The following is a 22421-nucleotide window of genomic DNA, read 5'->3' on the forward strand; positions in this document are numbered from 1 at the left end:
TCCTTGGCGATGCGCCGCCTGCCCCCAGACCCATTGGCTGGTGGCGTTGGTTCCCGCAGCCGGCGCGCGGGTGCGCCGGTGACTGAGCCAGGACACCACCGCGGTGGAGAGCAGGCTGGCCGCAGCCCCGGAACGCAGCGCACGCACGAAGGCGAGACGCCAGCGACGCCGCTGACCGTGCTGGTAGTGGGCGCCAACGGGCTGATCGGCAGTGCGATCGCGGAACGGCTCGAGCGGGCAGGCCATGCGGTGGTCCTCGCCATGCGGCATGTGACGGAGGATGCCGGCCCCGGGCGACACGTCGCACTCGACCTCGCCCGGCCGTGCCAGGATCAGTGGATGGACGTGTTGCGAACGGTCGATGTCGTGGTGAATGCCGCGGGCATCTTCCGGGAGACGGACGGGGCCAGTTTCGAGCAGGTGCACGTGAGCGGGCCGTGCACGCTGTTCGCGCTGGCGGCAGCGGCCGGCGTGACGCGGCTCGTGCAGATCTCGGCGCTGGGCGCCCATGCGCAGGCCGCGACGGCCTACTGGCGCAGCAAGGCGGCGGGCGATGCCTGCGTGGCGGCCTTTCCCGGCCGCGGTGTCGTGGTTCGCCCGTCGCTGGTCTTCGCCGAGTCCGGCACGAGCACGCGCCTGTTCCTAGCGCTGGCTGCGCAACCGCTCATCGCCCTGCCAGACGGTGGCCGGCAGCGCGTCCAGCCGATCCATCTCGACGACCTGCTCGATGGCGTGACCGCGCTGGTCGAGCATCCCGACCCGCCAGCGGTGATCGAGGCGGTCGGGCCCGCACCGCTGACGTTCGCCGATTACCTGCGGACCCTGGCGACGCAGATGGGCCAGCGGCTACGCGTGCTGCCCGCGCCGGCCTGGGCAGTGCGGATGGCGGTGCGGTGGCCGATCCCGGGGCTCGCCCAGTTCCTGGACGCCGATGCGCTGCGCATGCTCGAGGCAGGCAATCATGGCGACGCGGCCCCCTGGCAGGCGTTGCTCGCCCGGCCGCTGCGCCCGGCGACCCGCTTCCTCGCACCCGGCGCGCGCGCCGACGTGCGCCGCGCCGCCCACCTGCGCGTGCTGCTCCCGACCCTGCGAACGGCCAACTCGCTGATGTGGCTGGTCACCGCCTGGGTGTCGGCCTTCGTGTATCCGGTCCAGGCCAGCGTGGAGCTGCTGCAGCGCGCGCACGTGCCCGATGCGCTCACCCTGCCGTCGCTCTACGGCGCAGCGGCGCTGGATGCGCTGCTCGGGCTGGCGGTCTGGCGGCCCCGCTGGCGGCGCGCCGCCTACTGCGCGCAACTGGGGCTGATCGCGTTCTATACGTTGGTCATCAGCCTCTGGCTGCCCGAGTACTGGGCGCATCCCTATGGACCGGTGCTGAAGAACCTGCCGGTGCTCGCGTTGATCTATGCCCTGCTGAAACTGGACGCCCCCGATGGACATCGCCCTCGTTAAGTTCCTGCACATCCTGTCGTCGACGTTCCTGTTCGGCACCGGGGTGGGCACGGCGTTCTACCTGCTGTTCGCAAGCCGCCAGCGCGACCCGGTGGTGGTCGCCGCGGTGGCCCGGCTGGTGGTCATCGCCGACTGGCTGTTCACGGCGACCACGATCGTCGTGCAGCCGTTGACCGGCCTCTATCTGGCGCACCGACTGCACATTCCACTGTCGACGCCGTGGCTGTACTGGTCGATCGTGCTGTTCGTGATCGCCGGGCTGTGCTGGCTGCCGGTCGTCGGCATCCAGATCCGGCTGCGCGACATCGCGCAGCAGGCCGCCGCCAGCGGCCAGCCGCTGCCGGCGGCTTACGACCGGCACCTGGGGACCTGGGCAGCGATGGGCGTGCCGGCGCTGTTCTCGTTCCTGGCGATCTTCTACCTGATGACCGCCAAGCCGGCGCTCTGAACGGCACGGACGGCCGCGGCGTTCAGCCGTCGATGTCGGGCGGCGGGCCGGCCCCCAGGTGGACGAGCAGGTCGCGCATCGGCGGCGCCAGGCCTCGCCAGTCGCGGACGCAGACGCATAGCCGGCGGCGTGTCCAGGGCTCGCGCAGCGCGATCGCGCGATGGGGATGGCGGCGACGGTAACGCTGCGCGGCGCCGGCCGGCACGATGCCCACGCCGACGCCGCGCGCGACCAGCAGGCACAGGTCCTCGAAGGTCCGGACACGGATGCGGAACGCGAATGCGCGTCCGGCGTCAGTCGCGTGCGCGTCGAGGTGATCCTGCAATGCACTGCCCGGCGCCAGGCCGATGAACGGCAGTGCGAGCGCATCGGCGAATGCCGCCTCGCGCACAGCGGCGAGCGGATGGTCGACCGGCACGATCAGCACCAGTCGGTCGTCCGCCACCGGCGCCAGATGCAAATCGCCGGCATCGACACTGTCGGCGACCACGCCAGCCTCGATGCGGCCCGAGGCGACCGCACGCACGATCTCTGCGCTGGTGCGTTCCTTCAACGCGATGCGGACTGCCGGGCGCGCCGCCAGCCACGGCGCCAGCGCCTCCGGCAGAAAACCGGTCGCCGCTGCGGTATTGGCGTACAGCCGCAAGGTTCCGCGCGCGCCGGCCGCGAACGCCTGCAGTTCGTCGCGCAGCATGCCGTGCCGTCGCAGCATGCGCCGCGCATGGTGCGCGAGCGCCTCGCCGGCCTCGGTCGCGCGGACACCGCGGGCGTGCCGCTCGAGCAAGGCGATGCCGGCATCGGCCTCGATCCGCCGCAGCCGCTCGCTGGCTGAGGCCAGTGCCAGATGCGCCTGTGCCGCGCCCTGGCTGATACTGCCGGCATCGACGATGTGCAGGAACAGGCGCAGGTCGGCCAGGTCGATTCGCACGGGACCTCCAGGACGTGCCCTTCGGTCCATCCGAAGGGACACGCGGTCAAAACCGCATTGTGCCCGGCCCCGCCCCGGCGCCCAATGGCGCCATGGACATGGCGATCGCTTTCCCCCTCGCAGCACTGGTCGGCATCTTCCTGCTCGCAGGCGCGGTGAAGGGCCTGACCGGCATGGGCCTGCCGACGATCGCCATGGGACTGCTCGGGCTGGGCATGCCACCAGCAGCAGCGGCGGCGATGCTGGTGGTGCCCTCGATGGTGACCAATGTCTGGCAACTGGCCGCCGGCCCCGAACTGGGACCGCTGATGCGCCGGCTCTGGCCGATGCTGCTGGGCATCGTGGTCGGCACGATCGCCGGTGCCGGCGCACTGGCCACGACCGATCCGACCTGGTCGGGGTGCGCGCTCGGGCTGGCGCTCATCGCCTACGCCGGCCATGCCCTGCTCGCCCCGCCGCTGACCGTGCCTGCACGCCATGAGCGCGGGTGGTCGCCCACGGTCGGTCTCGCGACCGGGCTGGTCACCGGCGCCACCGGCGTATTCGTGATTCCAGCCGTGCCGTACCTGCAGGCGCTGGGACTGCAGCGCGACACGCTGGTGCAGGCACTGGGACTCTCGTTCACGGTCTCGACGCTGGCGCTGGCGATCGGGTTGGGCGCCCATGGCGCGTTCCGGTTCGAGCAGGCCGGTCTGTCGACGCTGGCGGTCGTGCCCGCACTGGCCGGCATGTGGCTCGGCGGACGACTGCGCCAGCGCATCCCGCCAGCGCGCTTTCGTGTGGGGTTCCTGGTCTGCCTGCTGCTGCTCGGCCTGGAACTCGCCTCGCGCCCTTGGCGCTGACCGATCACATTGCCCACATCGATCACGCACCCGCTGACCTGCCGCAGCATTCAGGCTAGGATCGACACCGGCAACAGCGTGTCCGGTTCGGACGGCATCGTCCGGTGTCCTTGACCCACGGGGAGTGGTGATGGCGGTCGTCGTGCTTGCGATGAAGGAAACGGCGCCTGGCGAACGCCGGGTGGCGCTGACGCCGGAAACGGTGCGGAAACTGATCGCCGCCGGGGCCACCGTGCTCGCGCAGCGCGGCCTGGGCGACGGCGCACATTTCGCCGATGCCGCCTATGTCGAGGCCGGCGCGCAGCTGGTCGGCGACGACGCGCTGCCGCAGGCCGATGTGGTGCTGTGCGTGCAGGCGCCACCGACCGACGCGATCGCCCGGCTCAGGCCGGGTGCCGCCTTGGTCGGCATCCTGCAGCCCGACGCCGAACCGGCGCGCGCCGACGCGCTGCGCGCACACGGCATTCTCGCCTTCCCGCTCGAACGGCTGCCACGTACCACCCGCGCACAGGCGATGGACGTGCTCAGCTCGCAGGCCGGCATGGCCGGCTACAAGGCGGTGCTGATCGGCGCGCAACTGGCGCCGCGATTCTTCCCGATGCTGACCACCGCCGCCGGCACGATCCGGCCTTCGAAGGTGCTGGTGGTCGGCGCCGGTGTCGCCGGACTGCAGGCGATCGCGACTGCGCGGCGCCTGGGCGCGCAGGTCGAGGGTTTCGACGTGCGGCCCGAGACGCGCGAGCAGATCGAATCGCTGGGCGCACGCTTTCTCGACCTCGGCGTGAGCGCCGCCGGCGAGGGCGGCTACGCCCGTGCCCTGACCGACGAGGAGCGCGCCGAGCAGCAACGCCGCCTGGCCGCGCACTTGGCCGGCATCGATGTCGTGGTGTGCACTGCCGCCGTGCCTGGCCGGCGTGCGCCGACGATCATCGACGCCGACATGGTCGCCGGCATGCGGCCGGGCAGCGTGATCGTCGATCTGGCCGCCGAAACCGGCGGCAACTGCGCGGTCACCGTACCCGGTCAGACCGTCGAGGTCGCAGGCGTCACGGTCGCAGGCCCGTTGGATCTGGCGAGCCTGGGCGCAACCCACGCCAGCGAGATGTACGCACGCAACGTCCAGCACTTCGTGTCGCTGCTGCTCGTCGATGGCGCCCTCGCCTTCGACTGGACCGACGAACTGCTGGCCCGGACGGTCTGGCCGCAGGTGCCGGCTACCGCCCCCACTTCCGGAGCTCCTGCATGATCGATGGATTCGTGGCGCTGTACATCGTGATGCTGGCCGCGATCGCCGGCCACGTGATCATCTCGCGCGTGCCGGTGATCCTGCACACGCCGCTGATGTCGGGGTCGAACTTCATCCACGGCATCGTGCTGATCGGTGCGATGGTCGTGCTCGGCCATGCCGACACCACGCTGGAGAAGGCGATCGGGTTCCTCGCGGTGCTGATGGGCGCCGGCAACGCCGCCGGCGGCTATGTCGTCACCGAGCGGATGCTGGAGATGTTCAAGCCCACCGCCAAGCGGAGCGACGCGCCGTGACCGACCTGCCCGTCTTTCCACCGTCGCGGCGCCTGCCCTCGGCCCGCACCGTGTTCCAGTGGCTGAGCTACCTCCAGTACCCGGCATTGCTGGTGGCGCTGTCCTACGCCGTGCGCGCCGGGCTCGCCGCCGGCGCCTCGGGCCGGGCCGGCTGGGGACCGGTCTACGAGGCGGCGAACATGGTGCTGCTGCATGCCGGCATCGGCATCGGCCTGTCGTCGCTGCAGGACCCGACCAAGACCCAGAACGCATTCTCGCGTCGGGTCTGGGAAGACCCGCGCAAGGGGCGCTGGATGCTGGGGCTGCTGGCCGTCTACGCGCTCGGCGCGATGGCGCTGGGGCTGATCGGCGCCTATGTGGCCGGCGACCCGGTGGTCGGCCAGTTGTCGCTGGGCCTGCTCGCATTCGGCTTAGGCATGATCGGCCTGCTCAAGACCGCGATGGAGATGCGCGAGCACCATCGACTCGACCGCAGCCCGTCTCCGGTGACGGGCGCCACGATGGTGACGACGCGATGAGCGGCCTCGATCTGCGCACAGGACTGATCGCGGCAAGCTACTTCATCGCCGCGACCCTGTTCCTGCTCGGCCTGCAGCGCATGGCTTCGCCGAAGACCGCGCGCTCGGGCATCCAATGGGCCGGCGTGGGCATGCTGCTGGCAACCGCGGCCACGTTCTTCGTGCCGGGCCTGCACAACCTCGGCCTGATGGCGACGGCGATCGCACTGGGCACCGTGCTGGCCTGGGTGTCGGGCAAGAAGGTCGCGATCACCGACATGCCGCAGATGGTCGCGCTCTACAACGGTCTGGGCGGTGGCTCGGCGGCGGCGATCGGCGCGGTCGAGCTGCTCCGCTGGTCGCAGCATGCCGGCGCACCCGCCTCGGTGCCGCTGGTGCTGGCGACGCTGGGCGCACTGATCGGTGCGATCGCGCTGTCGGGCTCGGTGATCGCCTGGGCCAAGCTCGATGGGCGCATGGACAAGCGCTACGCCTTTCCCGGGCAGCAACTGTTCAACCTGGCGGTGTTCGTCGCCGCGCTCGTCGTCGGCGGGCTGGTCGTGCATGCACTGGAGCTGCCGGCGATCGTCGCGTTCTTCGCATTGGCACTCGCGCTGGGCGTGCTGATGACGCTGCCGATCGGCGGCGCCGACATGCCGGTGGTGATCTCGCTGTACAACGCGCTGACCGGCCTGGCGGTGGCCTTCGAAGGTTACGTGCTGGGCAACGAGGCACTGATGATCGCCGGCACGATGGTCGGCGCGGCCGGCATGCTGCTGACCAGGCTGATGGCCAAGGCGATGAACCGCTCGATCCGCAGCGTGCTGTTCGCAAGCTTCGGCGGCAACGCGCAGGCCCAGGCGATCGAGGGCACGCAGAAGCCGATCGAGGCCGGCGACGTCGCAGCGATGATGGCCTATGCCGAGCGGGTGGTGATCGTGCCCGGCTACGGCATGGCCGTGGCCCAGGCGCAGCACAAGATCCGCGAACTGAGCCAGCGCCTGATCGAGCGTGGGGTCAAGGTCAAGTTCGCGATCCACCCGGTCGCCGGGCGCATGCCCGGGCACATGAACGTGCTGCTGGCCGAGGCCGGTGTGCCCTACGACCTGATCGTCGACATGGACGATATCAACCCCGAGTTCGCCAACACCGACGTGACCCTGGTCATCGGCGCCAACGACGTCGTCAACCCGGTCGCCAAGACGGACCCGGCGAGCCCGATCTACGGCATGCCGATCCTGGACGTGATCGATTCGAAGAATGTCGTGGTCATCAAGCGCGGCAAGGGCACAGGGTTTGCCGGCATCGAGAACGCGCTGTTCTACGCCGACAACACGCGCATGCTCTATGGCGACGGCGCCGAGGCAGCCGGCGCCCTGGTCACCGAGCTCAAGGCGCTCGACGGCGGGCATTAGCCCCGCCGTCGGCTTGCGGCCGTTCGTTTCTGCCCCGACGGCACACCTGCCGGAGGCCGTGATGGCCGCATGCCGAGCGGCCCGGCGCAACCGCCGATGAACCGTGGCGGCTCGTCCAACGATCTGCCGGGTCCGCGTCAACCGTCGACGCCACGAGGCGTTGTCCATGACGACCCCGCCCATGGCGCAACGACCGACGATGGATGGCAGCCGCCCGTTCGACCCGCAGACGCATGCCGTGCACGGTAGGCTGGCGCCGGTGAGCGCTCCCCTGCCCGCGGCGACGGCCGCCCCCGACACCGCGCCGCCGGCCACGCTCGAGGCGTTTCTGGCGAGCGTGGAGCGCCGCGCGTTCCGCTTCGCCGAACTCGGCCTGCGCCATCGCGACGACGCGCTCGACGCGGTGCAGGACGCGATGGTCCGGATGCTCGGCTATCGCGACCGGCCGGCGTCGGAATGGACACCATTGTTCTGGACCGTGCTGCGCAGCCGGATCGTCGACACCCAGCGCCGGCGCACCTTCCGGCTGAGCTGGCTCACCGATGCCCGCACGTCCGAGGGCGAGGAGATCGATTGGGCCGATGCCGGCCCCGATCCGTCGCGCTCGCACGACGGCCGCGAGGCCTGGCAGCGATTGGCCGAGGCGCTGCGTCAACTGCCGCGCCGCCAGCGCGAAGCGTTCACGCTGCGGGTGCTTGAGGAATTCGACGTCGGGACCACCGCGCGCATCATGGGATGCGGCGAGGGCTCGGTGAAAACCCATCTGTTCCGTGCCCGCGAGGCGCTGCAGACGCAACTGGAGGAGTTTCGATGATCCGCCCGAATCACCCGCACACCGCCGCGGACGGGGACGCCGCGCTGCGTGCGCTCTACGGCCATGCCCAGGCGCAGATCTCGGCCGGCACCACCGCGCGCCTGCATCGCGCGCGGCATGCCGCCACGACCGCCGCGCCTGCACGGCGCGGCTGGGCCTGGCCGGCCGCGGCCGGTTTCGCCGCGCTGTTCGCACTGGCGATCGGCATGCAGTCGCTCGCCCCACCGGCGCCGCCGAGTGCCGCTCCTGCGCCGGTGCTGGCCGAGGTCGAGGAAGCTGCCGTACTCGACGACGGCGTCGCCGACGCCCTGGCGACGTACGAGGAGTCGCCGGACTTCTACCTGTGGCTCGCCGCGAACGAGTCCACCTTGCTTGCGATGGAGTGACCCATGCGCCTGTCTTCCCCCTTTCTGCGTGCGGTCCTGTTGCTGGGCGGCCTGTCGGCGATCGGCCTTGCGGCCGCCCAGCCCGGCCCTGCCCTGCCTGAGTGGGACCGGCTCACGCCCGCGCAGCGCGACCAGCTCGTCGCGCCGATCCGCGAGCGCTGGAACGACGCCGATGCCGACAAACGCCGCCGCATGCTCGGCCACGCCCAGCGCTGGCAAGCAATGACGCCTGCCGAACGCGAGCACGCCCGTCACGGCATGCACAGCTGGAAGCGGTTGCCGCCCGAACAGCGCGAAGAAGCGCGTGCGTTGTACGCCAAGCTGCGTACGCTGCCCGAGGCCGAGCGCGCCGCGCTGCGCGAGCGCTGGCAGCAGATGACACCCGAACAGCGCCGCCGCTGGGCGCAGGCCAACCCCGCGCCCGAGCCGCGCGAGGGTGCCGCAACGCCGCCGCGCTGACGCCGCCCCCGAGACCCATCGTGTCGTTGCCGGCCGCGGCGCTCAGCCCACTGCGGCGCTGTCACCGTCGTCGTTGGCCGCACTCAGGTGCTGCCACAGATGCTTCATGGCCTCGTCGAACGGGGCATCGATCGAACGCACCAGCGCACGCCCGGCCCCGACCAAGGCGGCCAGTTCCTCGGGCGAGACGACCATCCGACGCACACCGCGCCGGTTGACGATCAGCAGCCGCGAGGTCAGCGGACTGATCCATGCCACCCGGGCCACCGATTGGCGACCGTGCTCGTCGATCAGCCGCAGGCCCTGGCCGGGGCGCAACTGGCGCATCCGTGCGGCGATGGTCGGATCGAAGGCCGGCGTCGCCGTGCCGTCCACCAGGCGCAGCAGGGGGTCGGACGGCTCGTCCAGCGCCTCGTCCTCCGACAGCGGCGTATGCATGCGCCGGGGCGCATCGCAACGCGCGAGCGCAGCGACGATGCGCGTGACCTCCTCGCGCGCGGCGGCCGCATCGAGGCCACCGCTGGCGTAGCAATCGGCCAGCGGCCCTTGCAGCGCGCGCAGGGACGCGGCCACTGCGTCGCCATCGGCCGCGGCGGCGTCGAGATCGATGCCGATCATCGCATCGCCGATCGCGACCGCGGCGCGGTGGCGCGGCGAATCGGGGCCGTCGCGCAGCCAGGTCTGGGTCAGGTGGTGGCGCCAGTGCTGATCGAGAAACCGGGCGACCGCGTCGGTCAGCGGTTGCGCGGTCATGCGCTCGGCCACGAGCATGGCCACGCCGCGGCGCGCCTGCTGCAGGCGTTCGCGGCCATGGATCGCCTCGGCGGCGCGGCGCTCGGCAACTTCCGTGCGACGGCGTTGCTGGTCCAGGCGCTCGCGCAATTCCTCGGCCGCGAGCGCGAACACCGCCTGGTCGGTTTCGTATTCCTCCACGACCCGGTCCACGAGCCGCCCGGCATGCTCGAGCAGGTCGCGGTCGAGCGCGGTGTCGCCGGTATTGCCGTCGCAGGCCTCGGTGACCGCATCGAGCAGCCGGCGCGCCGGATGGCCGCGCTGGCTGAACATCGATTCGTCGGTCAAGGCCACCTTGAGGCAGGGCATAACCAGTCGGCCGTAGAGATCGCGCGCCTGCTGCATCAGGTCGTTGGCCTCGAACAGCGCCTGGAACAACAGGCCGACCAGATCGATCGCGTCTTCGTCGTCGCCGCTCAGCGGCGCGCGGTCGGGATCGACACCGACGCCGCGCAGACCGCGCGCGAGTTCCAGCCGGATCACCTCACCCAATCGCCGCCGGTCGTCGCCGGCCAGCACCCGGGCATACGGCGAGGGGTCGTCGCCTTGCAGCAATCGCGCCACGCTCAGCAGCTTCGCCGCCTCGACGGCCTGGTGGGCACGGCGTGGCACATCGCGCGCGGGCGCATCCTCCACCGGAGACGCCGAGGTAGGCGCGCGTTGCGCCCGCCAGCGGTGCAGTTGCGCCCGGACCAGCGCGAGTTCGACGCCCTGCGGATCGGGATCGGTCGTGTCGGGACCACCGGCGGCCAACAGCCGGACCAGATCCGCCGACAACGGCCCCTGCACGGGCGGGGCGGCGTCGGCCGTGGCCGCCCGCACCTCGGCCAGCCCACCCTCGGGTTGCCACGTCGCCTCGCGGCCACCACGGTCGGCAGCCGGTGTGCTCGGCACCGGCCCGAACGCGTTGTCGAGCAAGGTATCGGCGCGGGCGTAGAGCCCGGCGAGAACCGCCGGCAGTCGTGCGCCGAGTTGCTCGAACAGCCGGGTGCGCAGGTCGCGCGGCAGCGCGTCGGGATCGAGCAGACCGGCGAACGCCTGGACCGGCACGAGCGGACGCAGCGGATGCGCCGCGCCATCGGCGACACCCAGGCGCGATGCCAGCCCCGCCATCCGGCCATCGAGCACGGTCAACGGGCCCAGCCATTGGTGTTCGAGCAGGTCGACCTGCTGTTGGACCGCAAGATGCAGTTCCAGCTGGCCTTCGGACATCAGCGCCATCGCGTCGTGCGCCGGCCGCGGCGGGGGGGCGCTGCGCCAACATTCGAAGGCCGCCTCGATCGCGGCACGGAAGCTCGCCGCCAGCACCGGCGCACGCATGCGCAATGCGCGCGCAGCCAATCGTGCGTCCTGTGCGGCCATGTAGTCGGCGGCAGCGCCAAGCGCATCGCGTTCGACCTGGGTCTCGACCTCATCCCACAGCGTCGACAACACCTCGCCCAGCGCCGTCACCGCGTCGCGTCGCAGCGCGTCGAACACCGCCTCGGGCTCGCCCGGCGCAGGTCGGCGCGAAGGCGGCGCCGGACCGATGTCGTGGGGATGCGTCATCTTGGGGGAGAATCGGGGGATGGGGCACAGCGCCCCCGCACTTAGCTTTCCGAAACCAGAGGCACAAGTCCGTGACGATACTCCCAAATGCTGAACGCCTTCTCGACGCGCTCGATGCGCGGCGTTCGGTGCCGGCGCGCCAGCTCGATGCGCCAGGACCCGACGACGCGACCCTGCAGCGCATGCTGCGCTCGGCGGTGCGGGTCCCCGACCACGGCAAGCGGGTGCCGTTCCGGTTCCTGCGCATCGCCGGCGACGCGCGCCACGCGCTCGGTGAACGGTTGGTGGCCCGCGCCCGCGCACGCGATCCGGAGATCGGCGCCGGCGCGCTCGACAAGGACCGCCACCGGTTCTCGCACGCGCCGCTGGTGATCGCGGTCGTCGCGATCCTGGACCCGCACGACACCGCGATCCCCGACATCGAGCGGCTGCTGACCGCCGGCAGCGTGTGCTTTGCACTGCTGCAGGCCGCGCAGGCCTGTGGCTTCGGCGCATCCTGGCTGACCGGCTGGCCGGCTTACGACGGCGAGATCCTCGCCACGCTCGGCCTGGGCGAGCACGAACGCATCGCCGGCTTCATCCACATCGGCAGCCCGCGGCTGGATCCGCCCGAACGCGAGCGACCCGACCCGGCCGCGCTGCTGCAGGACTGGGTCGCGCCGTGAGTCTGACGCCCCCCGCCGTCCAGTCGTCCGCCCCGCCGCCGACCGCCCCGCTGTACCTGGTCGACGCCAGCCTCTACGTGTTCCGCGCCTGGCACTCGATGCCCGACGAGTTCCACGACGCCGAGGGCTGGCCGACCAATGCCGTGCAGGGCTTCGCACGGTTTCTCGCCGAACTGATCGAGCGCGAGCGCCCGCGGCACATCGCGATCGCCTTCGACGAAGCGCTCGACAGCTGTTTCCGCAATCGCCTGTACCCGGCCTACAAGGCCAATCGCCCGCCCGCGCCGGACGCATTGCGCCGGCAGTTCGCGCACTGCAAGGCGCTGTGCCGCGCGCTCGGCCTGGTCGTGCTCGCCGACACCGAGTACGAAGCCGACGATCTGATCGGCAGCGCGTTGCAGGCCGGTCGCCGCCGCGCGCACCACGGCGTCATCGTCTCGGCCGACAAGGACCTGTCGCAATTGCTCCAGGGCGCCGACGAGCAGTGGGACTACGCTCGCGGCCAGCGCTGGACGGCGGCCGGCGTGCGGGCACGCCACGGCGTGGAGGCGCATCAGATCGCCGACTACCTCGCGCTGTGCGGCGACGCGATCGACAACATCCCCGGCGTGCCGGGCATCGGCTGCAAGACCGCGGCCAGCCTGCTGCACCACTTCGGCACGCTCGACGCGCTGCTGGCGCGCAGCGACGAGATCGGGTTCCTGCGTTTCCGCGGCGCCGCCCAGGCGGCGGCGAAGTTGCGCCAGCACGCCGACGCTGCGCAGTTGTATCGACAGCTGACGACGATCGCCTGCGACGCGCCACTGGGCGAGGGCGCGGACGGCTTCGCGCGGCGCGACGGCGATGCGCAGGCGTTGTCGGCGCTGTGCACCGCGTTGCGTTTCGGTCCGCTGACCCGGCGGCGCCTGTACGCCGCGGCCGGCCTGACCTGGGCGCCGGTGGCCGAAGCCTGACCGGCGCGCCGCCGCGTGCTATCGACGCTGCGGCCGGGGGACTACCATCGACGCATGACGAACCAGAACACGGGACCCGCCGACGCGGCGGAGGTGCTCTACCAGGGCGACTGGCTGCGGCTGGTGCGCCGGGGCAAGTGGGAATCATGCGAGCGCACGCACGGCGGCAACGGCATGGCGGTGCTGATCATTGCGGTCACGCCGGACGACGAGGTGCTGTTCGTCGAGCAGTACCGCGTGCCGCTGGGTGCGCGCACGATCGAGATGCCTGCCGGCCTGGTCGGCGACCACGGCAGCTCCGATTCGCTTGAGGACGCGGCCCGGCGCGAGTTGATCGAGGAGACCGGCTGGTCGGCCGGGCGTGTCGATGTGCTGCTGACCGGCCCGACGACGGCGGGCATGAGCAACGAGCGCGTGGCCTTCGTCCGCGCCCGCGAACTGACCCGGGTCGGCAAAGGCGGCGGCATCGATGACGAGGACATCATCGTCCACACCGTGCCGCGCGCCACCGCGCCGGCCTGGCTGATGCGCAAGCATGCCGAAGGCTACGAGCTCGATCTCAAACTCTGGGCGGGGCTGTGGATGATCGACCACCAGCCCGACGGCACACCGGTCGACTGACGGTCATGGGCCGGGCCTGCGCCCGGCACCACCTGCACTCAGGCCTTCTTGAGGAACTCGGTGCGCAGCACCAGGCCCTTGACCTTCTCGGCGTTGCACTCGATCAGGTCGGCGTCGTCGGTGAGACGGATGTTCTTGACCAGCGTGCCGCGCTTGAGCGTGACGTTGGTGCCCTTGACCTTGAGGTCCTTGATCAGCGTGACCGAGTCGCCGTCGGCGAGCGCGGTGCCGTTGCTGTCCTTGACGACGAGGGTGTCTTCTTCCGACATGGTGCGATGTCCCGTGGTGTGCGCCGGTGTCCGGCGCATGAGCAGTGGATACGTGCCACGCGAGCGCGCGTGGATGATCGCGCCCGCGCATGCGGGCGCGCAGTGGATCAGGCGAAGCGGTCGGTCGCGCGGACCAGCGCGTCGATGTTCTCCGCTTCGAACGCCGAATGGCCCGAGGCCGGCGTGATCACCAGCTCGGCCTTCGGCCAGACCTGGTGCAGGTCCCAGGCGTTCTGCACCGGGCAGACGACGTCGTAGCGGCCGTGCACGATGACGCCCGGGATGTCGACGATGCGATAGGCGTCGCGCAGCAACTGGTCGTCGACCTCGAAGAAACCGCCGTTGACGAAATAGTGGTTCTCGATGCGTGCAAACGCGAGCGCGAACCGCGCATCGGCATGGCTGCCGGCGAAGTCCTCGTCGATGTGCAGGAAGCTCGTGGCGCCTTCCCAGACGCTCCACGCGCGGGCCGCGTCCAGGCGCACGCCTTCGTCGTCGCTGGTCAGACGCTTGTGGAACGCGGTGATCAGATCGCCACGCTCGTTCTGCGGAATCGCGGCGATGTACTGCTGCCAGGCTTCCGGGAACAGCCGCGACGCGCCTTCCTGGTAGAACCATTCCAGTTCCCAGCGACGCAACATGAAAATGCCGCGCAGGACCAGTTCGGTGACCCGGCGCGCGTGGCTCTGGGCGTAGGCCAGCGCCAGCGTCGAGCCCCACGAACCACCAAAGACCTGCCACTGCTCGATGCCCAGGTGCTCGCGCAGGCGCTCGATGTCGGCGACCAGATCCCAGGTGGTGTTGGCGACGAGATCGGCATGTGGCGTCGAGCGCCCGGCGCCACGCTGGTCGAACAGCACGATGCGGTACTTCGCCGGATCGTGGAAGCAGCGCATCTTCGGACTGCAACCGCCACCCGGGCCGCCATGCAGCAGCACGACCGGCTTGCCCTTCGGGTTGCCGCACTGTTCGTAGTACAGGACGTGTCGATCGTCGACGGCCAGCGAACCGGTGTCGTAGGGCTCGATGGCGGGATAGAGCTGTCGCATGCACGGGCATCCGAAAGGAACCGGCCGCCATTCTATCAGCCGCGCTCAGGCGCCTCCGGCGCGTCCGAAGGTCACGCGGTCGCGCTGTTCGAGATCGCGCGCGGTCTCCACGTCGGCAAGCCCGGCCGCCTCGAACAGCGCGCGTACCGCCGTGCCTTGTGCCAGTCCGTGCTCGACCAGCAGCCAACCGCCTGGGCGCAGGTGCGCACAGGCACCGCCGGCCAGCACGCGGATCGCATCGAGGCCGTCGTCGCCGGAGGCCAGTGCGGTCGGCGGCTCGAAGCGCAGGTCGCCACGGGCCAGGTGCGCATCGCCCGCCTCGATATACGGCGGGTTGCTGACCAGCACATCGAAGCGCCGGCCCGCAAGCGGCGCGTACCAGTCGCCGGCCAGGAACGTCACGCGCGCCAGCCCCAGTTCGGCGGCGTTGGCGCGCGCGACGGCGAGCGCATCCTCGCTCAGGTCGGTCGCCACCACCTCGACGTCCGGGCGCTCGACCGCAAGCGCGAGCGCGACCGCGCCGCTACCAGTGCCCAGGTCGGCAACCGCGGCGTCGGGCCCGGCCGGCAGCCGCGCCAGCGCCAGCTCGACCAGCCGCTCGGTCTCGGGCCGGGGAATCAGCGTCGCGGGCGACACCGCCAGGTCGAACCGCCAGAAGCCGCGGCGCCCGATCAGGTAGGCGACCGGCTCGCCGGCAGCGCGACGCGCCACCAACGTTTCGAAACGTGCGGCCAATGCCGGTTCGATCGGGTCGTCGCCATGCGCGAACAGCCAGCTGTGCGGACGCCCGACGGCGTGCGCGAGCAGCCAGCGGGCATCGGTGGCGTCGATGCGCGACGCAGCCGCGCGCAGCACCGCATCGAGTCGGGGAGAAGGCGTATCCATGGCTTCACATCGTAGCGGCGCGGGCGTCCGGCATGGTGGTCGCCCTTTCGCTCGAGCGGCCGCCGATGCCTTCTTCCTTGCGCATCTGCCTTGCGGCGCTGGTCGCGCTGATGCTATCCGCCTGCCAGAGCGCGTTCTTCGCGGTGGTCAACCGGCACAGCGATCGACCTGCAATCAGCGCGGTCTACGACGCCGACCGCGGACTGTCGCTCGACCTCTACCGGCCGGCCGCGCCGGTCAGCGGCGCCCCAGTCGTGGTGTTCTTCTACGGCGGTTCGTGGCGGCGTGGCAGCCGCGCGCAGTACCGCTTCGTCGGCAGCCGGTTGGCGCAGCACGGCATCGTCGCGATCGTCGCCGACTACCGCACCTATCCGGCGGCCGGCTTTCCCGATTTCGTCGGCGACGCGGCGCGAGCGGTGCGCTGGACCCGCGACCATACGCAGGCCTATGGCGGCGATCCGCGGCGGCTGTTCGTCGCCGGGCATTCGGCGGGCGCACAGATCGCGGCGCTGCTGGGCACCGACGCACGTCACCTGGCCGCGGTCGGCATGGCACCGCGCGATCTGGCTGGGGTGATTGGCCTGGCCGGGCCTTACGATTTCGCGATCGACTCACACCTGGCGCCCGTGTTCGGGCCGCGCACGCAGTGGCCCGACGCGATGCCGCTGCGATTCGTCGATGGCGACGAGCCGCCCTTCCTGTTGGTGCACGGCGATGCCGACCGCACCGTCGATGTGGACGAAAGCCGACGCCTGGACGCCGCGCTACGCCGTCACGGCGAGGCCTCGACGCTGCTGATCCTGCCCGGCGCGCATCATTTCGCGCCGGCGGCGGCGTTCTACAACCCGGCGCGGGCGCCAACGGTGTTGCCTGCGGTGCTGGACTTCGTGTCGTCGACCGGGCGCGCAGGCACCGAACAAGGCCCGGGTCCCCATCGGGCGGTGCCCGGTGCGCGGGCAAGATAAGGGTTCTCTTCCCGAGTGCGGGGCCGGGAGCTGCCTCTTCGGGGTCAGAGTGCAATTTCGCCTCGCGAAATTGCACTCTGACCCCGGTTTTATCCTGACTGACCGAGCCGGGGAGCAGTCCTGAACGCGCTGGGGCCGACGGCGCGCGACTCTTCAAGCGGACGACTACAACCTCCATCCGAAGTCGGATTGCAAGCGTTCATGGCAGCTGACTGGTGACCGGTGACGGGTGACCGCGTCAAGCGCGCCATGGGTGAGCCCACTTTAGCTTGCGTGGCATGCCGCGCGAGTGGGCGAACGCCCGGCGCGCTGCGCCGGGCCGGACCGATCCGCGAAGCGGAGCGGGTGCACGCCCCAACCAAGGCAGGGAGCGCATGGATGGTGTGCGCGGCATTGCCGCGCATCCATGGGAGCGCCAGGCGCGCTTCGCGTGACCGCGCAGCGGCCTTGGCCGAGGGGAGAGCGGTTTCCGGCCGGCAGGCAGCTGCCCATGCGGAGTAAGGCCCGCCCTCTCACTTGCAGACAGACAAAATGAAGGCGGCCGAAGCCGCCTTCAAAGATTCCGTGACACGTGTGGGAGGGAGGTACGGACACGGAACGGGGGTGTGCGGCCTGGACCGCGTGGGCTGGGCGGCGATAGCGCGTCGACCAGCTCCTTGCGCCTGATATTGCTGCACTGCAACAGCCATTGCAAGCGTTTTCATAGGCATCCTCCTCAGCTTCCTTATCGATAGCCTGAACCTATCGATAGGATTCGACTTATCGATTTTACATATCGATAGGGCTTGCCTACTCTATGTCCAGCCGGTCTCTCCGGCCGCCGGCCAGCCACGGCCGCACCCTCTTCACCCAAGGAGTTTCCATGTCCCTCATCAACACCGAGATCAAGCCGTTCAAGGCCACCGCGTTCCAGAACGGCGAGTTCGTCGAAGTCAGCAACGAGAGCCTGAAGGGCAAGTGGTCGGTGCTGATCTTCATGCCGGCCGCCTTCACCTTCAACTGCCCGACCGAGGTCGAGGACGCCGCCGAGCATTACGCCGAGTTCCAGAAGGCTGGCGCCGAGGTCTATATCGTCACCACCGACACGCACTTCTCGCACAAGGTGTGGCACGAGACCTCGCCTGCCGTCGGCAAGGCGCAGTTCCCACTGGTCGGTGACCCGACCCACCAGCTGACCCGCGCGTTCGGCGTGCACATCGAGGAAGAAGGCCTCGCGCTGCGTGGCACCTTCATCATCAACCCCGAAGGCGTGATCAAGACGCTGGAGATCCACGACAACGCCATCGCCCGCGACGTCACCGAGACCCTGCGCAAGCTCAAGGCCGCGCAGTACGTCGCCGCCCATCCGAACGAGGTCTGCCCGGCCAAGTGGAAGGAAGGCGAGAAGACCCTCGCACCGTCGCTGGATCTGGTCGGCAAGATCTGATCTGCGTGCCGGCCGCGGCGTGTGCCGCGGCCGCCTCCATCCCCGCTTCGGGGATGGAGGCGAACCGGAGCCCGTGCGTGCGCGGTTTCCGGTTCGCCTCCCTCCCGCCGTCCGATGCGCCGTCATGGCCCGTCGCGTACCGCCCCACCCTGCCTCCAGGAGCCGACCATGTTGGAAGCCAACCTCAAAGCCCAGCTCAAGGGCTACCTGGCCCGCGCCGTGCGCCCGATCCATATCGTGGCCTCGCTCGACGACAGCCCCAAGTCCGCCGAACTGCGCAGCCTGCTCGATGACCTCGCCGAAGCCAGCGATCGCATCACGATCGACCTGGGCGGCGACGATGCGCGGCGCCCATCGTTCGCGCTGACCTCCCCGGGTCACGACATCTCGCTGCGCTTTGCCGGCCTGCCGATGGGGCATGAGTTCACCTCGCTGGTGCTGGCGCTGCTGCAGGTCGGCGGCCACCCGTCGAAGGCTGCGCAGGAGACGCTCGAACAGGTCGCCGCGCTCGAGGGTGACTATCTGTTCGAGACCTACTACTCGCTGTCGTGCCAGAACTGCCCGGACGTGGTGCAGGCGCTGAATCTTGCGGCGGTGCTCAATCCGCGCATCCGCCACGTGGCCATCGACGGCGCGCTGTTCCAGGACGAGGTCGAGGCGCGCGAGATCATGTCGGTGCCGACCGTGTTCCTCAACGGCGAGAAGTTCGATCAGGGCCGGATGACGCTCGAGCAGATCGTCGCCAAGCTCGACACCGGTGCGGCGAAGCGCGAGGCCGCGAAGATCGCCGACAAGGCGCCGTTCGAGGTGCTGGTCGTGGGCGGCGGTCCGGCCGGCGCGGCCGCGGCGATCTACGCCGCGCGCAAGGGCATCCGCACCGGCATCGCCGCCGAACGCTTCGGCGGCCAGGTGCTCGACACGATGGCGATCGAGAATTTCATCTCGGTCAAGGAGACCGAGGGCCCGAAGCTCGCCGCCGCACTCGAGCAGCACGTGCGCGAGTACGAGGTCGACATCATGAATCTGCAGCGCGGCACGCGACTGGTGCCGGCCGGCGACGACGGGCTGATCGAGGTGCAACTGGAAAACGGCGCGTCGCTGCGCTCGCGGACCGTGGTGCTGGCCACCGGCGCGCGCTGGCGGCAGATGAACGTGCCGGGCGAGGAGCAGTACCGCAACAAGGGCGTGGCCTACTGCCCGCATTGCGACGGGCCGCTGTTCAAGGGCAAGCGCGTGGCGGTGATCGGTGGCGGCAACTCCGGCGTCGAAGCCGCGATCGACCTGGCTGGCATCGTCGCCCACGTCACGCTGATCGAATTCGACGCGCAGCTGCGCGCCGACGAGGTGCTGCAGCGCAAGCTGCGCAGCCTGGCGAACGTGCGCATCGTCACCAGCGCGCAGACGACCGAGGTGCTCGGCGACGGCAGCCGGGTCAACGGCCTGGTGTACCGCGATCGCGTCGGCGGCGGCGATCACCGCGTCGAACTCGAAGGCGTGTTCGTGCAGATCGGCCTGCTGCCCAACACCGAGTGGTTGAAGGGCGTGGTCGAGTTGAGCCCGCGCGGCGAGATCGTCGTCGATGCCCGTGGTCAGACCAGCGTGCCGGGCGTGTTCGCCGCCGGCGATGCGACCACCGTGCCCTACAAGCAGATCGTCATCGCGATGGGCGAAGGGTCGAAGGCAGCACTGAGCGCGTTCGACCACCTGATCCGGCACTCCGCGCCGGCACCACAGGTGGCGGCCGCCTGAGCATGGGCGCGCCCGCAGACCCTGCGACCTGCCCGGTCGTCGCAGTGCGGCGACGGGGCATCGCGTCGGCGCGCGGCCATCGGAGCACGCAGCGATGAACCTGCGGGATCTGCGCTACTTCGTCGCATTGGCCGAGCACCGGCATTTCGGCCGCGCCGCGGCCAGCTGCTTCGTCAGCCAGCCGACGCTGTCGACGCAGATCCGCAAGCTGGAAGAGGAGCTGGGCGTGGCGCTGGTCGAACGCGCGCCGCGCAAGGTCATGCTGACCCCGACCGGCCAGCAGATCGCCGAGCGCGCGCGGCGGATCGTCGCCGACATCGAGCAGATGAAGGATGTCGCGCGGCGCAGCGCCGACCCCGAAGCCGGCTCGATCCGGCTGGGCGTGTTTCCCACACTCGGGCCCTACCTGCTGCCGCACGCTGTGCCGCTGGTACGCGCACGTTTCCCCGAGCTCGAACTGCTGCTGATCGAGGAAAAGAGCGACGTGCTGCTGTCGCGGCTGCACGACGGCCGGCTCGATGCGGCGATTCTTGCCTTGCCGCTGGACGAGGAGCAGTTGCACACCCAGTTTCTGTTCGAAGAGCCGTTCGTGCTCGCGGTGTCCGATCGCCACCCGCTGGCCGCGCAGGACCGGCTGGACCTGCCGGCCCTGTCGCAGCAGAAGCTGCTGCTGCTCGAAGACGGCCATTGCATGCGCGAGCAGGCGCTGGACGTGTGCCGGTTGTCGGGCGCCGCCGAGCATGCCGAATTCCGCGCCACGAGTCTGGAAACGCTGCGCCAGATGGTCGCCGCGAACGTCGGCGTGACCCTGCTGCCGGTGCTCGCGACCAAGCCACCGGTGGCGCCGTCGCCGCATCTGCACCTGCTCGATTTCAGTGACACCCGCCCGACACGGCGGATCGCGATGGTGTGGCGCCGCAGCTCGGCGATGCACGATTTCCTGCTGCGGCTGGCCGAGGCGCTGCGCGCGCTGCCGGCCGGCTTGCTCGATCCGGCGGCGCCGCGCGCCGCCTGAGTCGGCCCTGCGCCGACGACGCTACAGCGCCACGCCCACCGGGCAGGCGACGCCGGTACCACCCAGCCCGCAATAGCCGCCAGGGTGCTTGTGCAGGTACTGCTGATGCTCGTCCTCGGCGTAGTAGAACGTCGGCGCGGGCGGTCCCGCCAGCTCAGTGGTGATCGTCGGGAAGCCCGCGGCCTGTAGCCGTGCCTGATAGGCATCGCGGCTGCGCACCGCCAGGGCATGCTGATCGGCAGTGGTGCAGTAGATCGCCGAGCGGTACTGGGTGCCGACGTCGTTGCCCTGGCGCATGCCCTGGGTGGGATCGTGGCCTTCCCAGAACTGCTGCAACAGATGCTCGAAGGCGACCTGGGCCGGGTCGTAGACCACCAGCACGACCTCGGCATGGCCGGTCTGACCCGAGCACACCTCGCGATAGGTGGGGTTGGGGGTGAGCCCGCCGGCGTAGCCGACCGCGGTCGTCACCACGCCCGGCAGCGACCAGAACTTGCGCTCCGCGCCCCAGAAGCAGCCCATGCCGAACTGCACCTGCTCAAGACCGGCGAACGCATCGCGCAGCGGTCGGCCGTGCACGGCATGCACGTTGTGCAGCGGCAGCGGTGTGTCGCGGCCGGGCAGCGCGTCCTGCGCCCGCGGCAGGCGCTGCTTCCACGCTCCGATTCCCAGCATCATCGAACCCTCCTGCGGATGCGGCCGGTCGCCGCCTCTCATGGATGCGGCATGCCGAGCCGGGGTTCAAGGGCGCTGCGGCGGCGATGTCCGCGCGCGATCGCGGCCCTTCAGCCCGGCGAGGAAGATGCCGGCCAGCGTGCATGCCAGCCCCAGCCATTCGCGCGGCAGCGTCGGCCGCTGCAGCACCACCAGATCGAGCACGAACGCGCACACCGGCTGGGCAAGCAGCAACAGGCCCACCAGTGCGACCGGCAACTGCTGCATTGCCCGCGAAATCAGGATCCAGCTCAGGCAATGCCCGAGCCCGGCCAGCACCAGCAGCCAGGCCAGGGCGCGCCAGCTCGGGATCGCGAACGACACGCCCTCGGCCAGGCCCGCCAGCCCCAGCAATACCGCACACAGCAGCGACACCAGCGCCAGCACCTGCGCGATCGGCGCGGCCCGCAGCGGCGCCAGCCGCTGTCCTGCGCGCTGCACCTGGCGCAGGCCGATGTTGTAGATCGCGTAGCACAGCCCGGTCCCCAGCCCCAGCCACACGCCCCAGCGATAGTCGGCCGGCAGCGCGGCCCAGTCGGCACCCAGCAGCAGCCACAGCCCCGCGAAGGCGAGCACGATGCCGCCCAGAAAGCGCGGCCCCAGCCGTTCGCCGAACAGCAGCATGCCGGCGAGCGCCATGAAGAACACCTGCGCATTGGCCAGCAGCGTTGCCAGGCCGGGGCCGATCAGCAGGATGCTGCGATGCCACAGCCACAGGTCGGCAGCGAACGCGGCGGCGGGCAACAGCGCCAGCCACCACAGCCGTGCCGGAATCGGCCGCCAATCGCGGCGCAGCGCGACCCAGAGCGTCAGCAGCGCACCGGCGAACAGCATGCGGTAGAACGCCGAGATCGTCGGCGGCGTCCCGGCCAGACGCACCATCAGGCCATTGCTGCCGATCAACACGGCGCCGGCCAACATGCTCGCGAGCGCGGCGCGGCCGGCGGGAACGTCCTGCATGGCACCGATCCAGCGAGGGGGAGCGGC

Annotated in this window: 23 protein-coding genes and 1 pseudogene; 17 read left to right on the top strand and 7 right to left on the bottom strand. The window is 70.5% G+C overall.

What is annotated here, in order from left to right:
- Positions 1–78: 78 nt before the first annotated feature.
- Positions 79–1452 (top strand): SDR family oxidoreductase, encoded by a 1374-nt coding sequence (locus FHW73_RS14550; RefSeq protein WP_183427472.1) that lies wholly within the window; start codon positions 79–81, stop codon positions 1450–1452.
- Complete coding sequence (locus FHW73_RS14555; protein ID WP_183427473.1) at positions 1433–1900, top strand: DUF2269 domain-containing protein; 468 nt, start codon at positions 1433–1435, stop codon at positions 1898–1900. The genes FHW73_RS14550 and FHW73_RS14555 overlap by 20 nt, the downstream gene beginning before the upstream one ends.
- Before the next feature lie 22 nt (positions 1901–1922).
- On the opposite strand, the gene FHW73_RS14560 is transcribed toward FHW73_RS14555, so the two are convergent.
- The gene (locus tag FHW73_RS14560; protein WP_183427474.1) at positions 1923–2828 is read right to left on the bottom strand and encodes a LysR substrate-binding domain-containing protein; all 906 of its coding nucleotides are present in this window, start codon (positions 2826–2828) and stop codon (positions 1923–1925) included.
- A gap of 92 nt (positions 2829–2920) precedes the next feature.
- On the opposite strand from FHW73_RS14560, the gene FHW73_RS14565 reads away from it, so the two are divergent.
- The 8 genes from FHW73_RS14565 to FHW73_RS14600 all read left to right on the top strand — a co-directional run bounded on the left by FHW73_RS14565 (position 2921) and on the right by FHW73_RS14600 (position 8783).
- Positions 2921–3670, top strand: coding sequence for a sulfite exporter TauE/SafE family protein (locus FHW73_RS14565; RefSeq protein WP_183427475.1), 750 nt, complete (start codon positions 2921–2923; stop codon positions 3668–3670).
- A gap of 130 nt (positions 3671–3800) precedes the next feature.
- Complete coding sequence (locus tag FHW73_RS14570) at positions 3801–4916, top strand: NAD(P) transhydrogenase subunit alpha (protein WP_183427476.1); 1116 nt, start codon at positions 3801–3803, stop codon at positions 4914–4916.
- Positions 4913–5212 (top strand): NAD(P) transhydrogenase subunit alpha, encoded by a 300-nt coding sequence (locus FHW73_RS14575; RefSeq protein ID WP_047138234.1) that lies wholly within the window; start codon positions 4913–4915, stop codon positions 5210–5212. The genes FHW73_RS14570 and FHW73_RS14575 overlap by 4 nt, the downstream gene beginning before the upstream one ends.
- On the top strand, positions 5209–5730 hold the full coding sequence (locus tag FHW73_RS14580; protein WP_183427477.1) for a hypothetical protein: 522 nt from the start codon (positions 5209–5211) through the stop codon (positions 5728–5730). Before FHW73_RS14575 ends, FHW73_RS14580 begins: the two co-directional genes overlap by 4 nt.
- Positions 5727–7124, top strand: coding sequence for an NAD(P)(+) transhydrogenase (Re/Si-specific) subunit beta (locus tag FHW73_RS14585; RefSeq protein ID WP_183427478.1), 1398 nt, complete (start codon positions 5727–5729; stop codon positions 7122–7124). Before FHW73_RS14580 ends, FHW73_RS14585 begins: the two co-directional genes overlap by 4 nt.
- Before the next feature lie 166 nt (positions 7125–7290).
- The gene (locus FHW73_RS14590; RefSeq protein WP_255493017.1) at positions 7291–7938 is read left to right on the top strand and encodes an RNA polymerase sigma factor; all 648 of its coding nucleotides are present in this window, start codon (positions 7291–7293) and stop codon (positions 7936–7938) included.
- Positions 7935–8324 (top strand): hypothetical protein, encoded by a 390-nt coding sequence (locus tag FHW73_RS14595; protein ID WP_183427479.1) that lies wholly within the window; start codon positions 7935–7937, stop codon positions 8322–8324. Before FHW73_RS14590 ends, FHW73_RS14595 begins: the two co-directional genes overlap by 4 nt.
- Before the next feature lie 3 nt (positions 8325–8327).
- Positions 8328–8783 (top strand): DUF3106 domain-containing protein, encoded by a 456-nt coding sequence (locus tag FHW73_RS14600; RefSeq protein WP_183427480.1) that lies wholly within the window; start codon positions 8328–8330, stop codon positions 8781–8783.
- 42 nt (positions 8784–8825) lie between these two features.
- Here FHW73_RS14600 and FHW73_RS14605 read toward each other — a convergent pair whose 3' ends face one another.
- Positions 8826–11123, bottom strand: a complete 2298-nt coding sequence (locus FHW73_RS14605; RefSeq protein ID WP_183427481.1) for a DUF1631 family protein — start codon at positions 11121–11123, stop codon at positions 8826–8828.
- Between the two features lie 71 nt (positions 11124–11194).
- Between FHW73_RS14605 and FHW73_RS14610 the strand changes: the two genes are divergently transcribed.
- From FHW73_RS14610 to FHW73_RS14620, 3 genes are read left to right on the top strand one after another with little or no spacing between them, the layout of a single operon-like run.
- Entirely contained in the window at positions 11195–11788 is a 594-nt protein-coding gene (locus tag FHW73_RS14610) for a nitroreductase (protein WP_345776194.1), read from the top strand.
- Positions 11785–12741 (top strand): 5'-3' exonuclease H3TH domain-containing protein, encoded by a 957-nt coding sequence (locus tag FHW73_RS14615; protein ID WP_183427482.1) that lies wholly within the window; start codon positions 11785–11787, stop codon positions 12739–12741. The genes FHW73_RS14610 and FHW73_RS14615 overlap by 4 nt, the downstream gene beginning before the upstream one ends.
- Before the next feature lie 54 nt (positions 12742–12795).
- Positions 12796–13362: an NUDIX hydrolase gene (locus tag FHW73_RS14620; protein ID WP_183427483.1), complete on the top strand. Its 567-nt coding sequence runs from the start codon at positions 12796–12798 to the stop codon at positions 13360–13362.
- A 38-nt stretch (positions 13363–13400) separates the two neighbouring features.
- Here FHW73_RS14620 and FHW73_RS14625 read toward each other — a convergent pair.
- The 3 genes and pseudogenes from FHW73_RS14625 to prmC all read right to left on the bottom strand — a co-directional run.
- Positions 13401–13619 (bottom strand): annotated as a pseudogene (locus FHW73_RS14625) (alkylphosphonate utilization protein); the annotation flags it as partial.
- A gap of 119 nt (positions 13620–13738) precedes the next feature.
- Positions 13739–14680, bottom strand: coding sequence for a prolyl aminopeptidase (gene pip / locus FHW73_RS14630; RefSeq protein ID WP_183427485.1), 942 nt, complete (start codon positions 14678–14680; stop codon positions 13739–13741).
- 45 nt (positions 14681–14725) lie between these two features.
- The gene (gene prmC, locus FHW73_RS14635; RefSeq protein WP_183427486.1) at positions 14726–15565 is read right to left on the bottom strand and encodes a peptide chain release factor N(5)-glutamine methyltransferase; all 840 of its coding nucleotides are present in this window, start codon (positions 15563–15565) and stop codon (positions 14726–14728) included.
- Between the two features lie 65 nt (positions 15566–15630).
- Here prmC and FHW73_RS14640 point away from each other — a divergent pair, with 65 nt between their 5' ends.
- From FHW73_RS14640 to FHW73_RS14655, 4 genes are all read left to right on the top strand, one after another.
- A complete protein-coding gene (locus tag FHW73_RS14640) occupies positions 15631–16530 on the top strand; it encodes an alpha/beta hydrolase (RefSeq protein ID WP_221187580.1) in 900 nt (299 codons plus the stop codon).
- Positions 16531–17392: 862 nt separating this feature from the next.
- Positions 17393–17956: an alkyl hydroperoxide reductase subunit C gene (gene ahpC / locus FHW73_RS14645; protein WP_183427488.1), complete on the top strand. Its 564-nt coding sequence runs from the start codon at positions 17393–17395 to the stop codon at positions 17954–17956.
- Between the two features lie 168 nt (positions 17957–18124).
- Complete coding sequence (gene ahpF / locus FHW73_RS14650; RefSeq protein WP_183427489.1) at positions 18125–19705, top strand: alkyl hydroperoxide reductase subunit F; 1581 nt, start codon at positions 18125–18127, stop codon at positions 19703–19705.
- Positions 19706–19799: 94 nt separating this feature from the next.
- Entirely contained in the window at positions 19800–20720 is a 921-nt protein-coding gene (locus FHW73_RS14655; protein ID WP_183427490.1) for a LysR substrate-binding domain-containing protein, read from the top strand.
- Between the two features lie 21 nt (positions 20721–20741).
- Here FHW73_RS14655 and msrA read toward each other — a convergent pair whose 3' ends face one another.
- Together msrA and FHW73_RS14665 are read right to left on the bottom strand one after the other, a co-directional pair.
- Entirely contained in the window at positions 20742–21395 is a 654-nt protein-coding gene (gene msrA, locus FHW73_RS14660; RefSeq protein ID WP_183427617.1) for a peptide-methionine (S)-S-oxide reductase MsrA, read from the bottom strand.
- Positions 21396–21461: 66 nt separating this feature from the next.
- Positions 21462–22394, bottom strand: a complete 933-nt coding sequence (locus tag FHW73_RS14665; RefSeq protein WP_183427491.1) for a DMT family transporter — start codon at positions 22392–22394, stop codon at positions 21462–21464.
- Between the last annotated feature and the right edge of the window lie 27 nt (positions 22395–22421).

This window comes from Luteimonas sp. RC10, assembly GCF_014192745.1.
Taxonomy (GTDB): domain Bacteria; phylum Pseudomonadota; class Gammaproteobacteria; order Xanthomonadales; family Xanthomonadaceae; genus Luteimonas.

Coding starts and splice junctions, on each gene's coding strand:
- FHW73_RS14590 (WP_255493017.1), top strand. CDS start 7,291: ATGACGACCCCGCCCATGGCGCAACGACCGACGATGGATGGCAGCCGC.
- ahpF (WP_183427489.1), top strand. CDS start 18,125: ATGTTGGAAGCCAACCTCAAAGCCCAGCTCAAGGGCTACCTGGCCCGC.
- FHW73_RS14620 (WP_183427483.1), top strand. CDS start 12,796: ATGACGAACCAGAACACGGGACCCGCCGACGCGGCGGAGGTGCTCTAC.
- pip (WP_183427485.1), bottom strand. CDS start 14,680: ATGCGACAGCTCTATCCCGCCATCGAGCCCTACGACACCGGTTCGCTG.
- FHW73_RS14595 (WP_183427479.1), top strand. CDS start 7,935: ATGATCCGCCCGAATCACCCGCACACCGCCGCGGACGGGGACGCCGCG.
- FHW73_RS14555 (WP_183427473.1), top strand. CDS start 1,433: ATGGACATCGCCCTCGTTAAGTTCCTGCACATCCTGTCGTCGACGTTC.
- FHW73_RS14605 (WP_183427481.1), bottom strand. CDS start 11,123: ATGACGCATCCCCACGACATCGGTCCGGCGCCGCCTTCGCGCCGACCT.
- msrA (WP_183427617.1), bottom strand. CDS start 21,395: ATGCTGGGAATCGGAGCGTGGAAGCAGCGCCTGCCGCGGGCGCAGGAC.
- ahpC (WP_183427488.1), top strand. CDS start 17,393: ATGTCCCTCATCAACACCGAGATCAAGCCGTTCAAGGCCACCGCGTTC.
- FHW73_RS14640 (WP_221187580.1), top strand. CDS start 15,631: ATGCCTTCTTCCTTGCGCATCTGCCTTGCGGCGCTGGTCGCGCTGATG.
- FHW73_RS14600 (WP_183427480.1), top strand. CDS start 8,328: ATGCGCCTGTCTTCCCCCTTTCTGCGTGCGGTCCTGTTGCTGGGCGGC.
- FHW73_RS14665 (WP_183427491.1), bottom strand. CDS start 22,394: ATGCAGGACGTTCCCGCCGGCCGCGCCGCGCTCGCGAGCATGTTGGCC.
- FHW73_RS14585 (WP_183427478.1), top strand. CDS start 5,727: ATGAGCGGCCTCGATCTGCGCACAGGACTGATCGCGGCAAGCTACTTC.
- FHW73_RS14575 (WP_047138234.1), top strand. CDS start 4,913: ATGATCGATGGATTCGTGGCGCTGTACATCGTGATGCTGGCCGCGATC.
- prmC (WP_183427486.1), bottom strand. CDS start 15,565: ATGGATACGCCTTCTCCCCGACTCGATGCGGTGCTGCGCGCGGCTGCG.
- FHW73_RS14565 (WP_183427475.1), top strand. CDS start 2,921: ATGGACATGGCGATCGCTTTCCCCCTCGCAGCACTGGTCGGCATCTTC.
- FHW73_RS14655 (WP_183427490.1), top strand. CDS start 19,800: ATGAACCTGCGGGATCTGCGCTACTTCGTCGCATTGGCCGAGCACCGG.
- FHW73_RS14570 (WP_183427476.1), top strand. CDS start 3,801: ATGGCGGTCGTCGTGCTTGCGATGAAGGAAACGGCGCCTGGCGAACGC.